Source organism: Rhodococcus sp. 27YEA6 (assembly GCF_044908235.1).
GTDB classification, from domain to species: Bacteria; Actinomycetota; Actinomycetes; order Mycobacteriales; family Mycobacteriaceae; genus Rhodococcus_F; species Rhodococcus_F qingshengii.
In genome coordinates this window covers 198,100-212,644 of sequence record NZ_JBIYCY010000007.1, presented here as the reverse complement: position 1 = coordinate 212,644, position 14,545 = coordinate 198,100, and the positions used below count along the sequence as shown (strand labels likewise).

The 14,545-nt window shown below is 62.5% G+C and carries 13 protein-coding genes; 9 read left to right on the top strand and 4 right to left on the bottom strand.

Translation table 11 applies throughout. The features are described 5' to 3' along the window. Positions 1 to 14 precede the first annotated feature (14 nt). Complete coding sequence (locus tag ABH939_RS19850) at positions 15 to 1,202, top strand: nitric oxide synthase oxygenase (protein ID WP_042924169.1); 1,188 nt, start codon at positions 15 to 17, stop codon at positions 1,200 to 1,202. 6 nt (positions 1,203 to 1,208) lie between these two features. On the opposite strand, the gene ABH939_RS19845 is transcribed toward ABH939_RS19850, so the two are convergent. Together ABH939_RS19845 and ABH939_RS19840 are read right to left on the bottom strand one after the other, a co-directional pair. Then, positions 1,209 to 2,594, bottom strand: coding sequence for a CitMHS family transporter (locus tag ABH939_RS19845; RefSeq protein WP_003944372.1), 1,386 nt, complete (start codon positions 2,592 to 2,594; stop codon positions 1,209 to 1,211). 93 nt (positions 2,595 to 2,687) lie between these two features. Continuing rightward, positions 2,688 to 3,695, bottom strand: coding sequence for a tripartite tricarboxylate transporter substrate binding protein (locus tag ABH939_RS19840; RefSeq protein ID WP_250887583.1), 1,008 nt, complete (start codon positions 3,693 to 3,695; stop codon positions 2,688 to 2,690). A 157-nt stretch (positions 3,696 to 3,852) separates the two neighbouring features. Between ABH939_RS19840 and ABH939_RS19835 the strand changes: the two genes are divergently transcribed. Together ABH939_RS19835 and ABH939_RS19830 are read left to right on the top strand one after the other, a co-directional pair. Next, positions 3,853 to 5,505, top strand: a complete 1,653-nt coding sequence (locus ABH939_RS19835) for an ATP-binding protein (RefSeq protein WP_230359592.1) — start codon at positions 3,853 to 3,855, stop codon at positions 5,503 to 5,505. Beyond that, the gene (locus ABH939_RS19830; RefSeq protein ID WP_042452198.1) at positions 5,502 to 6,185 is read left to right on the top strand and encodes a response regulator; all 684 of its coding nucleotides are present in this window, start codon (positions 5,502 to 5,504) and stop codon (positions 6,183 to 6,185) included. Before ABH939_RS19835 ends, ABH939_RS19830 begins: the two co-directional genes overlap by 4 nt. Before the next feature lie 24 nt (positions 6,186 to 6,209). Here the strand turns inward: ABH939_RS19830 and ABH939_RS19825 are convergent, their stop codons facing one another. Further along, a complete protein-coding gene (locus tag ABH939_RS19825) occupies positions 6,210 to 7,784 on the bottom strand; it encodes an AMP-binding protein (RefSeq protein WP_031332006.1) in 1,575 nt (524 codons plus the stop codon). 222 nt (positions 7,785 to 8,006) lie between these two features. Between ABH939_RS19825 and ABH939_RS19820 the strand changes: the two genes are divergently transcribed. From ABH939_RS19820 to ABH939_RS19800, 5 genes are all read left to right on the top strand, one after another. Then, entirely contained in the window at positions 8,007 to 8,552 is a 546-nt protein-coding gene (locus ABH939_RS19820; RefSeq protein WP_404650006.1) for a hypothetical protein, read from the top strand. A gap of 126 nt (positions 8,553 to 8,678) precedes the next feature. After that, positions 8,679 to 9,875 carry a Rieske 2Fe-2S domain-containing protein gene (locus ABH939_RS19815; RefSeq protein WP_058038551.1) on the top strand — a complete coding sequence of 399 codons (1,197 nt, stop codon included), beginning with the start codon at positions 8,679 to 8,681 and terminating at the stop codon, positions 9,873 to 9,875. A 51-nt stretch (positions 9,876 to 9,926) separates the two neighbouring features. Then, positions 9,927 to 11,108, top strand: coding sequence for an acyl-CoA dehydrogenase family protein (locus tag ABH939_RS19810; protein ID WP_003944352.1), 1,182 nt, complete (start codon positions 9,927 to 9,929; stop codon positions 11,106 to 11,108). 39 nt (positions 11,109 to 11,147) lie between these two features. Further along, positions 11,148 to 12,059 carry a biphenyl-2,3-diol 1,2-dioxygenase gene (bphC, locus tag ABH939_RS19805; protein WP_007726736.1) on the top strand — a complete coding sequence of 304 codons (912 nt, stop codon included), beginning with the start codon at positions 11,148 to 11,150 and terminating at the stop codon, positions 12,057 to 12,059. A gap of 250 nt (positions 12,060 to 12,309) precedes the next feature. Then, positions 12,310 to 13,092 (top strand): IclR family transcriptional regulator, encoded by a 783-nt coding sequence (locus tag ABH939_RS19800; protein WP_007726735.1) that lies wholly within the window; start codon positions 12,310 to 12,312, stop codon positions 13,090 to 13,092. 1 nt (position 13,093) lies between these two features. Here ABH939_RS19800 and ABH939_RS19795 read toward each other — a convergent pair whose 3' ends face one another. Continuing rightward, on the bottom strand, positions 13,094 to 13,795 hold the full coding sequence (locus ABH939_RS19795) for a PadR family transcriptional regulator (protein WP_003944324.1): 702 nt from the start codon (positions 13,793 to 13,795) through the stop codon (positions 13,094 to 13,096). 240 nt (positions 13,796 to 14,035) lie between these two features. Here ABH939_RS19795 and ABH939_RS19790 point away from each other — a divergent pair, with 240 nt between their 5' ends. Continuing rightward, positions 14,036 to 14,536 (top strand): flavin reductase family protein, encoded by a 501-nt coding sequence (locus ABH939_RS19790; RefSeq protein ID WP_007726733.1) that lies wholly within the window; start codon positions 14,036 to 14,038, stop codon positions 14,534 to 14,536. The last annotated feature ends 9 nt before the right edge of the window (positions 14,537 to 14,545 follow it).

Below are 14,545 nucleotides of genomic sequence, written 5' to 3'. Positions count from 1 at the left end.
ACAGGAGTCGTGCCGTGGATTTTGTTCGACAGGACGAATTGCCCACCGATAGCGGGCTTACGTCCCAGATCGCCTCCACTACCCCGACGCTGACCGAGCTTCAACGTCGGGAACTCGAGTGCGTCGAATTTTTCGACTCTCCGGAACTGGGCCACCTCCCGACGTCTCGGCGGCGTGAGGCCTTGCGTGAACTCCATCGGACCGGCACCTACACGCACACAGCGGAGGAATTGCTCGTCGGCGCCAAACTCGCGTGGCGAAACCACGCCAGGTGCGTCGGTCGCGCGCATTGGCGGACCCTCAAACTCATCGACGCGCGCGATGCCGTCACGGCTTCCGCTCTCGCCGAAGCATGCTGGGAGCACCTGCGACTGTCGACCAACGGCGGCGCTCTGCAGTCGGTCGTGACGGTCGGACCACTCCCCCGCGAGGACGGTCAGGAGTACCGAATCCTCAGCCCGCAACTGATCCGCTACGCCGGCTACCGGCAGCCTGACGGCACCATTCTGGGCGACCCGTGGCACGTCGATCTGACTGCTCAGGTCACCGCGATGGGGTGGAAGGGCGCCGGTACGCCGTTCGACGTTCTCCCCGTACTGATTTCGGTTCCCGACGAACCCCTGCAGTACTTCGACGTCCCGACCGACCTGGTTCTCGAGGTCGAGATCGAGCATCCCGAATACAGCTGGTTCGCTGATCTGGGGCTTAAATGGCATGCCGTCCCTGCGGTCTCGGACATGAACCTCGACATCGGCGGAATCGTTTATCCCTGCACGCCGTTCAGTGGTTGGTACGTCAGCACCGAGGTAGGCGCACGCAACTTCAGCGACACCGATCGCTACAACATGTTGCCCACCATCGGAGCGATGATGGAGCTCGACATGAGCCACGACCGCACGCTCTGGAAGGACCGCGCACTGGTCGAACTGAACCGTGCAGTTATCCACAGCTACCGCAAGGCCGGCGTCATCATGGTCGACCATCACACTGTCGCAAAGCAATTCATCGATCACATCGCGCGTGAGGACAAGGCCGGGCGCAAGTGCCCGACCGACTGGTCATGGGTGAACCCGCCCATGTCCAGCTCGCTCACGCCGACGTTCCACCGCCTGTACGACGAGCCCGATCTCGACATCCGGCCCAATTTCGTGACAAAAAAGAAGAAGGGCACCGACCAAGGCCGGTGCCCCTTCCACAACTGATCGCGCTCAGAAGGGGATCTGCCCCAATCCGACGCCGACCACGAGCATCGTGATCGAGATCAGGCCCGCTCGCCACAGAACCTTCTTGTGGTGATCCGCCAGAGAAACACCGGCGAGTGTGACCAGTAGCAGGATCGCCGGGACCAGCGGGCTCTGCATGTGCACGGCCTGCCCGGTGATCGAGGCGCGCGCCATCTCCACCGGCTCGATGCCGTACTGCGCTGCAGTCTCGGACAGCACCGGCAGCACACCGAAGTAGAACGCGTCGTTGGTCATGAAGAACGTGAGCGGGATACTCAGGACGCCCGTGATGACGGCGAGGTGCGGGCCCATCGCGTCGGGGATGACCTGAAGCAGCCACTCTGCCATCGCCTCGACCATGCCGGTTCCCTGGAAAACGCCGGTCAGCACCGCTGCTGCCAGCACCATCGCGACCACCGAGACGATGCTCGACGAATGGCGTGCGATTGCTTCACCCTGATCCTTGACCGCCGGGAAGTTCACCGCGAGGGCGATCGACGACGCGATCATGAACAGCACCGGGATGGGCAGGATGTCCATCACGAGTACGACGAGAAGGATCGTCGTCAGCGCAGCGTTGAACCAGAGCAATTTCGGCCGCAAGGTGTCCCGCTTGGGGTCGAGGCCGTCGATGAATCGTCCGGTGTCGCCGCCGTCGTCCTCGGAGTCGTTCGAGCCGCCGGTGCCGGCGCTACCGGTGCTGGAACTTCCACCGTTTCCGACCTTTTCGAGGATGCGCTCAGAAGTCAGGACCAAAGTCCCGATCCTGCGGCGCTCCATGATCCCGAGGTGAATCGCGAATCCGAGCACCATGATCAGGCCGACGATCAACGACGGCACCATCGGCACGAACACGTCGGAGGGTGAGAGTCCCAGCGCGCTCGCGGCCCGGACGGTCGGGCCGCCCCACGGAATGATGTTCATCGTCGCGTTGGACAGGCCGGCGATCACCGTCAGAACGACGGGACTGACACCGAGTTTGAGGTAGAGCGGAAGCAGCGCCGAGGTCACGATGATGAAGGTCGTCGAACCGTCTCCGTCCAGCGAGACCACCATCGCGAGCACTGCGGTTCCGACCACGAGCCTCATCGGATCGTCTCGCACCATCCGCAGGATGAGCTTGACCAGCGGATCGAAGAGGCCGACGTCGATCATGATTCCGAAGAAGATGATCGCGAAGAACAACAGCGCCGCGGTGGGTGCGAGCGACTTGATGCCGTCGGTGATCATGTCGCCGATTCCGAGGCCGGCCCCGGCAAGTAGTCCGAAGGCCACCGGAACCAGAGTCAGTCCCACCACCGGGGTCGCGCGTTTGGTGAGAATCAGGAACATGAACACCGCAACCATGAGGAAGCCGAGTGTGACGAGCATGATGAACTCCTTTAGTGCTGAATTGCCGAGAAAAACGGCACGGCAAATCGAGCCGGTGACCTTCGTGGAGGTGAAACGAAACTTCGGTAGTGCTCAGTTGATGCCGGGCGGATCGAGTGTTGCGTCGACGAACCGGGATTGATCGGTGAGGAATGCGGAGAACTCGGGTTCGGTGAGAACTGCACTGTTCCAACCGTTTCGGCGAGACAGCTCGTTCCAGCGCGGGCTTGCCGCCAGATCCCGCACCAAATTCTGCAAGTGCTGACGCTGATCGTCCGTCAGGCCCGGCGGCGCCATGAGACCCCGCCAATTGGTGAACGTGACGTCGACGCCAGACTCCGCCATCGTGGGCGCATCCACCGCCGGGGTACGGGCCGGCGAACTGACCGCAAGGACCCGAACCGTGCCTGCCGCAATCTGATCGAGGTATTCACCGATACCGGTGGCGGCTACGTCGACCTGCCTCGTGAGCAGTGCGGGAAGCAGTTCGCCGCCGCCGTCGTAGATGCGGTACGGGGAGCGCGACGGATCGACGCCGACCGCCCGTGCGAACAGAAGGCGGAACAACCCGTCCGGTCCACCTTCACTCGAACCACCGCCGATCGAGATCGACGACGGATCCGCCACCCAGGCCTGCGTCAGATCGGCGAGAGTTTTGTACGGTGAATCTGCTGGAACCAGTAGCGCTTCCGGTTCTTCGACGAGTCTCGCAATCGGTGTCACGTCGGCAAGTGTGTGCTCGGACGGCAGTATCTCGAGCGAACCGAGAACTCCGAGCCCCATGACCATGAGTAGGTCGGGATTCCCGCTTTCGAGAGCCAACCGGTTGAGTCCGACGATGCCGCCCGATCCGGGCAGCACAACGACGTCGGCGTCGACGGTCCCTTCGTCGGCCAGTGCTTGCACCATGGTCCGGGCGGTCAGGTCGTAACCACCACCGGCCACCGAGGGCACCAGTACGCGCAGTTCTTCGGAACTCTCACCCGCTCGGCCACCGGCGACGAAGGACTCGACCGGAGTGCATCCGGTCGAGAGCACGAGACTCATCGCGCAGGCACCGAGCAGGGCGATATGCCTGCTCAGCCGCTTCGATGTGCTCATGGCTTCGTCCTTGTCTGCCGGTACCGATGTGTGAACAGGTTTCATACTGACGCACTTTGTGACTGGGGTCACCATTGGGAAAGCAAATTGATTTGTGCTCATTGTGCTCACGAACGGCCGCTTTCCCGGCATCGAACTGAAGGCTAGGGTCTGGCTGGTGTCCTCAGGAAACGAGCAGGCGGAGCGAGAGAGCAAGTCGTCTCTGTTTGCCCGGCTGTTTCGCCGCCGGCACACTCTGGCGACACAACTTCTCGAACTGCAACTTCTGATCGTCGTTGCAGTTCTCGTGTGCGTCACCGCCCTCTCCCTCGCACAGTCGTCCGCGAGTTTCCAACGCGAGGAGGGACGTCGCGCACTCTCGGCAGCGGAATCGCTCGCAGCCAATCCGGCAGTACGCGAGCTACTCCCCCAGGCGCAGACCCGTCTCCGCTCCGGACTACAAGGTTCGGTCGACTCGGTACGCGCCATCTCGGGCGTCACCTACGTCTCGCTTGCCGACGCCGACGGCAGTGTCGTCATTTCGACGCGTCCCGGTGATGTCGGCATCGACGCACGTCAGACAGAGGATCGGTCGTGGACGGGTTTGGTCGACACGCCCTCCGGCAAGGCCGTGGAGGCGCACGTTCCGATTCTCGGCAGCGAAGGAGCGATTACCGGAACCGCGATCGTCGGCATCGAGTACCCCTCGATCTGGACGCGACTGCTGCAATCTGCACCGAACCTCCTGGTATACCTCGCGGTGGCCTCGCTTCTCGGGGGCGTCGGTTCGATCCTGTTGGCCCGCAGGGTCAAACGGCAGACTCTCGGCATGGAGGCCGGCGAGATCCTGGACCTGGTTCGCCAACGTGAGGCGATGCTGCGTGGCCTCAAGGAAGGTGTCATCGCATTCGACGCGCAGGGAAAGGTGGTGCTGATGAGCGACAGTGCCCACCAACTCCTCGACATCCCACGCGGCAGTGCCGGCAGATCGGTGCGGGACCTCGGTCTCGACGACCGCCTCCAGAGTGTACTGACCTCCGGCACAACCGAATCCGATCAGTTGGTTCTTGTCGGCGATCGCCTGCTCGTCCTCAACACCGTCTTGATCGAATCGAAAGGCCGCACCATCGGGTCGGTCACCACTTTCCGCGACCGCACCGAATTGCGCTCCGTGGAAGAAGAACTCGACGTGACCAAAACCAGCACCGACGCACTACGCGCCCACATCCACGAGTTCGACAATCAACTGCACACCATCTCCGGCCTCATCCAGCTCGGCGAATACGACGAGGTGGTCGGCTACGTCGAGGGTCTGACCATGGAGCGCGCGCAGGTCAGCGCGACCGTGACCGAGAAGATCGCCGACGTCGGCACCGCCGCACTCGTGATCGCCAAGATAGGTGCTGCTGCACAGGGGTTGGTCACGGTCGAGCTGGCGGCGGACACGCATCTGGAACCGGTGGACCGCAGACTCGGACGAGATCTCGTGACAGTGGTCGGAAATCTCGTCGACAATGCCGTCGACGCCGTCGGTGAGATGCCGGAAGCCGCGCGCCGCAAGGTTCGGTTGTCGATTCGGGGCCGTGGCACCGCGGTCGAAGTGCGGGTCGAGGACGCCGGCCCCGGTATCGCGCCGGAGAATCGCGACAGGGTGTTCGGCCAGGGTTGGAGCACCAAGGGACAATCGAGTGACGGACACGGTTTCGGTTTGGCGCTGGTGCGCCTGACGTGTCGTCGGCGGGGCGGCGACGTCACCGTGAGCACTCGTTCGGCAGAGGACATCGAGTGGACTGTCTTCAGCGCAGTCCTACACGACGGAGAGGGCGCATGATCCGGGTACTGGTGGTCGACGACGACTTCATGGTGGCGAAGGTGCACAGCGGATTCGTCTCGCGGATAGACGGTTTCGAAGTGTGCGGCGTTGCCCATTCGGCCGAGACCGCACTGGCCGCAGTCGGTGAGTTGCAACCCGACCTGGTTCTTCTCGACGTCCACCTGCCCGGCACCACCGGACTCGATCTGATCGCCCCGTTTCGCGAGCTGGCACCGGAGCTGGATGTTCTTGTCATCACTAGTGAGCGCGAGGCCGGCTCGGTCAAGAAAGCGCTGCGCAGCGGCGTCGTGCATTACCTGATGAAGCCCTTCACGTTCGAGGTTCTCCGTGAGCGTCTCGAGCGGTACCGATCGACATATGCGAATCTCGACAGCTCCGGCGAAGCAGAACAGACAGCAGTGGACGAGGCCTTCGGTGTGGCAGGTGGCGCGCCCGGGGCGTCGTCCCACAAAGGTTTGCCCAAAGGACTCAGTCCTGAGACCCTTCAGCTGGTCGAGGCAGCACTACGAGACGAAACCGAACCCGCCTCGGCCACAGATATTTCCGAGAGGGTCGGCATCTCACGCGCGAGCGCGAGGCGCTACCTCGAATACCTCTACGAAACCGGGCGGTCCACCACTTCGCTGAAATACGGAGTGGTGGGCCGCCCGGAACGTCGTTACGTCTGGAAACGCTGACCCTTCGCTACCCGACGCTGGTTCCTAGACCGCGCGGGCGCTGGTCTCCCAGTACCGCGCACGCAGCGCCTTCTTGTCCAGCTTGCCCAGCGGTGTCAGCGGAAGGGAATCCACGAAGTCGATGCTCTTGGGAGCGTGAACCGAACCCTTGGCCGCCTTCACCTTGTCGACCAGTTCCTCGGTGTCGACGGTCAGTCCGGCACGAAGTACGACACAGGCCTTGACGGCTTCGCCCCACTTGTCGTCCGGCACACCGACTACCGCCACCGACGCGACGGACGGATGCGCCGAGATCACGTCTTCGATTTCGCGGGGGAACACGTTGAAACCACCGGTCACGATCATGTCCTTCTTGCGATCGACGATGGACATGAACCCGTCCTTGTCCTTGCGCGCGATGTCGCCGGTGTGCAGCCAACCACCCCGGAACGCCTCGGCGGTTTCGGCCGGCTTCTTCCAGTAGCCCTTCATGATCAGCGGGCCACGGACGCAGATCTCACCGAGTTCTCCCTGCGGCACCTCGTTGAGGTCGTCGTCGAGCAACCGGACGTCGAGCCACGGCACCGGACGCCCACACGTGGCGAGGCGGGCCGGATCGTCGGCGAGGTGTTCTTCCTTGCGCAGCACCGAGATAGTCATGCCGCACTCGGTCTGACCGTAGAACTGGAAGAAGATCTGACCGAACTTCTTGATGCCCTCCTGCAGTCTGGCGGGAGACATCGCGGACGCTCCGTAAAACAGCGTCTGCAAACTCGAGACGTCCCGCTTGGGCAGATCGGGGTGGTCCATGAGCATGTAGATCATGGTGGGCACCAACATGGTTGCCGTGATCTTGTGCTTCTCGATCGCTTCGAGCACAGCACCTGGCTCGAAGGCAGGCAGGACGATCAACGCACCGCCGCGCAGCAAGGTCGGGATGAAGAACGCTGCACCTGCGTGTGAGAGTGGCGTGCAGATGAGGAAGCGGTTGTCCTCGGGCCACTGCCACTCCGACATCTGGATCTGATTGAGCGCAGCACCCGAACGGAAGGATCCGACAACACCTTTGGGCTTGCCGGTCGTTCCACCGGTGTACACCATGCTGCTGGCGTCTTCGGCGTCGACGTGCGCTGCCTTCAGCGGCGCGGGCTCGAACGTGGCAGCCAGCGCGAGGATGTCGATTCCCACCTCGGACGGCCCCATCGAGAGCACGTTGGTCAACGAGGGTGACGACGCCTTCAACTCGGCGGCGCGCTCTTCGAAGGCATTGGGATCGAAGATCAGCGTCTCGATCTCGGCGTCGTCGACGATGTACTTGTGGTCGTCGAGCGATCCCATCGGGTTCAAGGCGCTCGCCCGGCAGCCGGTGATCATGGTCGCGCCCATACTGATCAGAACCTCGGGGCGATTCTTCGACAGCATCGCGGTGCTGGTGCCCTGAGTGATTCCCAAAGACGCGAGCGCCTGGGCGAAGCAGCTGATCTGATCGCGCATCTGACCGCCGGTGAGGATCACGTCGCCGAGGTACAGCGCGGGCTTGTCGTGATTGCGTTCCAGAGCGGTGATGAGCAGGTCCGGACCGTATACCGGTCGGTGCAGGTCAGCGAACTCGTCTGTCATCTGGTCTTCCTTCTGCTCGGCGCGTGCAGTCATCGAGATGTGCTCCCGGTCACGGATACGATATCCAGAATTGCACAAAACTGGAACAGGTTCCACCTCTTCGATCGAATCCGAGAATGCTCCCGATCAGCGGGAAGCCCGTCGTCACCCGCGAGAGCGGTGGTTAGCGTCGATGTACCCACCGAGACGACAGCGTCTCGGTCGCGTCCAACGGAGAGTGTCATGACTACCAACCTCGGTACCGCCCACTTCACGGCAACTGCTCCGCGTACTGCCACCACGCTCCTCTCCGATTTCGACTCGTTGTACGGCACCGTGCGCTCGGCACCCGACGGGGCCGTCGTCGAGCAGGACGTCGTGTTCTTCGGACGCCCCGATCCCGGCGCACTGCTCACCGGATCCGTGAGGGCGCTGAGTTCGACACTCGAGCGGATCACCGAATACCACGACCAGACCGGACATCTGGTGGCCGAGGTCTTCGTCCGGGAAGCCCCGACAGCGGGCACCGGAACCGATCCCGTTGCCGCCCTTGCTGATTTCGCTGCTCGTCGTTACGGCTCGGCGTCACTACGACGCTTCCGCGGACGTTCCACCGCGACTTCCACGGGAACAGATCTGCACTGCTCCGTGACAGTGCTCGCGACGTACGAGAAGGACCACGAGAGCGTGGCCGACGTAGCTCTGGTCGCCACCGATCCCGCTGGGGTGGTCACTGCCCGGGCCTGGGCGACTTACGCGATCGACGATGTGGCGACACTCGCGAGCTGAATCTCTGCAGGTCACCGAGTAGGCGTTCCATCCAGCGGGAACTGCCGTATCTCCAGCGGACGCTTCGTCGTTGTATGAGACGGATCACATCACTGGAGCGTCGCAAGACGCGGCTCGGAGGAAGACATGGCACTCGGAACCGGCCCACTCACCACTACGGACACCCCGACGCAGACGGGCGCCGGCGAGGAAATTCGAGAAATCGAAGCGGCAGCGCCTCCCGCACGGTTCGCACGTGGATGGCACTGCCTCGGACTGAGCAATACCTATCGCGACGGTCAGCCCCACCAGATCGAGGCATTCGGCACCAGCCTTGTCGTCTTCGCCGACAGCAAGGGCGACATCAAGATTCTCGACGCCTACTGCCGCCACATGGGTGGCAACCTTGCTCACGGAACCGTCAAGGGCGATTCGATCGCCTGCCCGTTCCACGACTGGCGTTGGGGCGGTAACGGAAAATGTACGGCGATCCCCTACGCACGACGCGTTCCGCCGCTGGCCAAGACGCGGGCATGGATCACTCTCGAGAAGAACGGTCAGCTGTTCGTCTGGCACGATCCCCAGGGAAATCCCCCGCCCGCCGAGGTCACGATCCCCGACATCGAGGGCTTCGGAAGCGATGAGTGGAGCGCCTGGAGCTGGAACACGCTCACCATCGAAGGCTCTCATTGCCGCGAAATCGTGGACAACGTCGTGGACATGGCCCACTTCTTCTACGTTCACTACTCGTTCCCCAAGTACTTCAAGAACATCTTCGAAGGTCATGTCGCGAGCCAGTACATGGAATCGGTGGGACGTGAGGACGTCATCAGCGGCACCAACTACGGCGATCCCAACGCTGTGCTCCGTTCGGATGCTTCATATTTCGGACCGTCGTACATGATCGACTGGATCAAGAGCGAAGCCAACGGGCAGATCATCGAGACCGTCCTGATCAACTGCCACTACCCGATCTCGAACAATGCGTTCGTCCTGCAGTACGGCGCGATGGTCAAGAAGCTACCCGGTATGGACGACGAGTCCACTGCCGCGATGGCCGCGCAGTTCACCGAGGGCGTCGAGATGGGATTCCTTCAGGACGTGGAGATCTGGAAGAACAAAGCTCCGATCGACAACCCCCTGCTCTCCGAGGAGGACGGCCCGGTTTACCAGTTGCGTCGCTGGTACAACCAGTTCTACACCGACGTCGAGAATGTCACGGAAGACATGACGAAGCGCTTCGAATTCGAGATCGACACCACCCGCGCAGTGGAGAGCTGGAAGCGGGAAGTCGCCGAAAACGTTGCCGCACGCGACGCCCAGGCACTCGAGACAACCTCCTGATCCGCAGTCGAAAACACTGCTGAGACAAACAGACTGGATGCAAGGAACAACATGACGTACGAAGTGCTCGAACAGATCAACGCGATGGCCGACGACATCTTCGCCGAAGGCATCGAGGCCGAGCGGATCGGCCGGGTGGCCGACGACACCGCCAAGAAGATGAAGGCAATCGGTTCCATCCGCATGCTGCAGCCCAAGGAACATGGCGGCATGGAGGCGCATCCGCGCGAATTCGCCGAAACCGTCATGCGGATGGCTTCACTGAACCCGTCGGCCGGCTGGGTCCACGGGATCGTCGGAGTTCACCCGTGGCAACTCGCGTTCGCGGATCCCAAGGTGCAGCAGGAGATCTGGGGATCCGATCCCGACACCTGGATGGCATCGCCGTACATGCCCGGCGGAATGTGTATCCCCACCGACGGCGGCTACAAGTTCTCCGGTCGCTGGCAGTTCTCCTCCGGTACCGACCATTGCGACTGGGCATTCCTCGGCGCGATGGCGTGTGACAAGGACGGCAACATGGAGATGCCGCCGCGCATGCTCCATGTGATCATTCCGCGCACCGACTACGAGATCATCGAAGACTCGTGGGATGTCATGGGACTTCGCGGCACCGGCTCCAAGGATCTCGTAGTCAAGGATGCGTATGTCCCCGATTACCGCGTCATGGACTGCGACGAGGTCATCGACGGCACGGCAGTGCGCAAGTACGGGCGCACCGAGACGCTGTACCTCATGCCGTGGTCGAACATTTTCCCCCTCGGAATCACCGCCGCCACGATCGGCATCTGCGAGGGAATGCTCTTCCACGCCAACGAGTACCAAGCCGATCGCATCAACGCGCAGGGCACGGCGATCAAGGACGACCCGTACACCTTGTTCGCCATCGGTCAGGCAACCGCCGACATCCGGGCTGCGCGCGACACCCTGCTTGCCAACGTCGACCGCATGTGGGATCGAGTGGACGCTGGCAAGGAAGTGACCTTCGAGCAGCGCGCGGAGGGGCGTCAGACTCAGGTACAGGCCGCCTGGCGCGCCGTCAACGCAATCGATCAGGTCTACCCACGCTGCGGTGGCAACGCATTGCGGATGGACAAGCCGCTTCAGCGATTCTGGCGCGATGCTCATGCTGGACAGCATCACGCAATTCACGTGCCGAGCACCGTTTTCCACGCCGCATCACTGAGCCGTCTCGGCGCAGACCCGCAGGGTCCGCTGCGGGCGATGATCTGATCAGACTTCGACACAAGAAATCGACAGGAAAAAGACACGATGACACGCACCGACATCAAGGGACTTGGCTACGTCAAGATCTCGACCAACGACATGGCACGTTGGCGCACTTTCGCTTTCGACGTCCTCGGCTTCGCCAAGGGCAGTGGGCCGGACGAGAACGCGCTCTACCTACGACTCGACGAGCGTGCTGCTCGCATCGTCGTCGTCGAGGGTGAGCGCGACGAGATCGTCAACATCGGTTGGGAGGTCGCCGACCACGCCGCACTGCGCCGCGTTCAAGAAGCACTCGAAAAGAACGGCACCGAGGTCGAGCAGCTTTCGCTCGCCGAAGCAGATGCTCGACGGGTCGAAGAGGTCATCGCCTTCACCGATCCCGGCGGAGCAGCCATCGAGGTCTTCCACGGAGCGATCCTCGACCACAGCCCCGTGGTGACGCCCTTCGGCGCTCGATTCGTCACCGGCTCACAGGGTCTCGGCCACGTCGTACTCCCCGTCATGGACAGTGCTGCGAGCTTCGACTTCTACACCGAGGTGCTCGGCTTCTACCCGCGCGGCGCCTTCCGCCTGCCGGCCCCGCCTGAATTCGGGCCGCTGCGAATCCGTTTCATGGGCGTCAACGAGCGTCACCACAGCTTGGCCCTGTGCCCGGCACCGCACGGCGGCGCACCCGGCCTGATTCACATCATGGTCGAGGTGGACACCCTCGACGCCGTCGGCCAGGCACTCGACCGCGTGATGAAGGACGGATTCTCCGTGTCGTCGACCCTGGGTCGTCACACCAACGACAAGATGATCTCCTTCTACGTCCGCGCACCCGGCGGCTGGGACATCGAGTTCGGCACCGAGGGCGCGAGGGTGGATCAGGACTCGTACTCCTCCGAGGAGATCACCGCTGACAGCTACTGGGGCCACGACTGGTCCGGAAGCGAACCACTGGCAGCTATGTAGTACCCGCCGGTGGCGATCAATACCTGCCGGTGGCGATCAATACCTGCCGGTGGCGATGTAATACCTGCCAGTAGTTAAACGACGAGGGGGTTTGCGCGAGCATTCGCGCAAACCCCCTCGTCGTTTCCACCGCGACGCGCCCGAAAACAGACCGGTGATCCACTTCACAAATCCGTAACTCTATGACACTATTTCTAATTGAAATAGCCAGTTCACTGGTTGTGGAGCTCTAAGAGAAGTGAGGTACACGATGACACTGCAGGCTGTGGATGCTTTAGGCGCCGATTCGGCCCCGACAGCAATTCTCGATCGCGTCTCGCTGGTTCTCGACGCCTTCGACGGTCCCGGCAGGTTGACGCTCGCTCAAGTCGTTCGGAGCACGGGCCTTCCCCGCTCGTCTGCCCACCGCATGCTCGAACGTCTTGTCTCGATGCGTTGGCTGCGTCGCGACGGCCGTGACTACGAACTCGGTATGCGCCTCGTCGAACTGGGATCGCTCGCGGTTCATCAGGACCGCCTCCACGCTGCAGCCATGCCCCTTCTCCATGAGCTCTACCGAGTCACCGGATTCGTGGTTCACCTCGGCATCCTCGACGGGCCCGATGTGGTCTACATGGAGAAGATCGGCGGACGCCTCGCCGCCGCAGTGCCGACGCGTGTCGGTGGTCGACGCCGCGCCGAGACCACTGCGATCGGTCAGGCACTGCTCGCGTTCGGTTCGCCGAAGTCCTCGGGCTACGCACTGCCCCACCTCGCCAGAATCCGCGAGTCCGGGGTTGCCTTCGAATCCGGAAACGGCCTACCGGGATTCAGCTGTCTTGCGGCACCGATCGGCCCCATCGGCCGCGCCGTCGCCGCGGTATCCATCTGCGCGCCGTCGAAGGCCCTCCGCCTCGACCACGTCAGCGCAGCGCCGGTCCGTATGGCGGCCGCTGCCATTTGGCGAGGCATCGACGGCGGATCGCTGAGCGTCACTCCGACTTTGCAACGTCGTCATCTGCTGCGCAACATGCCGACCGCAGCCGGGGCCTGACTCAGATACTCGAACCGTTGCCGGTGAGCCCGGCTTGCTCGAGCGCCAACACGTACTCCTCGACGTTCTTCCATTTGCCAGGCGTCGAGGGCAACGGTGATCCCAGTCGGTCGTGCTCGGCGACGTTCGCGAACTCGGCGGTCGCACGATCGATGTCGTCGAGCAGTTCGCGAGCAAGTTCGATCTCGGCTCGGAAGTACCGTTCCGACCATCGCAACGTCATGACCGGGAACGACCAGGCCGGCTCGTTCTCGGCATGATCTGCGTGGAGTTTCGCGCGTCGAATCTGCTCTTCGACATTGGCGATGTGGGCTTCCACCAGCGCCTTCAGTCGCTCGGGCTCGTTGAGGTGTCCCATCCACAGACGCAACATCACGCCGTGCTTGAGCACCGGAACTTCCACCGGTGCCTCCCGTGACCACGTCCGGACGGCGTCGGTTCCTGACTGAGTAATGGAGTAAAGGCGCTTGCCTCGCACCCCCGGTTCGGAGACGACCCGGGACTCCACGAACCCGATGCTTTCGAGCTTCTTCAGTTCTGCGTACACCTGGCTGATGGACGGGCTCCAATAGAAGAAGCCGACACTCCAGTCAGCCCACTTCTTCAAATCGTTTCCGGTCAGCTCCTCCCCGAACGTCAGCATCCCGAGCACTGCCCAGCTGGTAGCGGGAAGTCCTCGGGACACGTCATCAGGTTCGGACATGCCCGAAGTCTAACAATCACTGGTCATTTGCTGGTTTCGTAGAATCCGAACGGACCGCTGAGCGGGATCAAATTTGCTCGAAACCCCTCCACCTGCCACTCGGTCGGTCCTGACCCGTGCCGAGAAGCCATTGCTGCCATTGAGTGGGACTGCCGCTGGATTACGGCCGCGGCGCCACACATCGTTGCTTCTGAAGCTGTTTGCAGAGTTTTGAACAAAAGATTTGAACAAGGAGACGACATGACCGTGGAAAACGCCGAGCCGCCAGTTCTGGACGGACGCACACTTCGCAACGTGATGAGCAATTTCTGCACCGGCGTCACCGTCATCACCGCTCACGACGGAAATTCACCCCTCGGTTTCACCTGCCAGTCCCTGGTCTCGGTATCGCTTGATCCCCCGTTGCTCTCGTTCTGCCCGGCGAAGACGTCGACAAGTTGGCCGAAGCTTCGCGAAACGGGAACTCTCTGCATCAATGTTCTCGCCCACGATCAGCAGGACATGTGTTCGGCGTTCGCTCGCGGCGGGACGGACAAGTTCCTCGGCGTCGAGTGGGATGCCGCCGGCAACGGTGCTCCGGCGCTGAGCGGCGCGCTCGCCCGCATCGAAGCAACGGTCGAGCAGGAGCACGACGCCGGTGATCACACCATCGTCGTCGCACGCATCACCGATCTGAACGTGCTGCGCCACGACGGTCCGCTTCTGTTCTACCGCGGCGGGTTCGGACGCTTCGACGCCTGAGTGCTCAGG

Coding starts and splice junctions, on each gene's coding strand:
- ABH939_RS19845 (WP_003944372.1), bottom strand. CDS start 2,594: ATGCTCGTCACACTCGGCTTCCTCATGGTTGCGGTGTTCATGTTCCTG.
- ABH939_RS19840 (WP_250887583.1), bottom strand. CDS start 3,695: ATGAGCACATCGAAGCGGCTGAGCAGGCATATCGCCCTGCTCGGTGCC.
- ABH939_RS19830 (WP_042452198.1), top strand. CDS start 5,502: ATGATCCGGGTACTGGTGGTCGACGACGACTTCATGGTGGCGAAGGTG.
- ABH939_RS19825 (WP_031332006.1), bottom strand. CDS start 7,784: ATGACAGACGAGTTCGCTGACCTGCACCGACCGGTATACGGTCCGGAC.
- ABH939_RS19820 (WP_404650006.1), top strand. CDS start 8,007: ATGACTACCAACCTCGGTACCGCCCACTTCACGGCAACTGCTCCGCGT.
- ABH939_RS19815 (WP_058038551.1), top strand. CDS start 8,679: ATGGCACTCGGAACCGGCCCACTCACCACTACGGACACCCCGACGCAG.
- ABH939_RS19810 (WP_003944352.1), top strand. CDS start 9,927: ATGACGTACGAAGTGCTCGAACAGATCAACGCGATGGCCGACGACATC.
- bphC (WP_007726736.1), top strand. CDS start 11,148: ATGACACGCACCGACATCAAGGGACTTGGCTACGTCAAGATCTCGACC.
- ABH939_RS19800 (WP_007726735.1), top strand. CDS start 12,310: ATGACACTGCAGGCTGTGGATGCTTTAGGCGCCGATTCGGCCCCGACA.
- ABH939_RS19795 (WP_003944324.1), bottom strand. CDS start 13,795: ATGTCCGAACCTGATGACGTGTCCCGAGGACTTCCCGCTACCAGCTGG.
- ABH939_RS19790 (WP_007726733.1), top strand. CDS start 14,036: ATGACCGTGGAAAACGCCGAGCCGCCAGTTCTGGACGGACGCACACTT.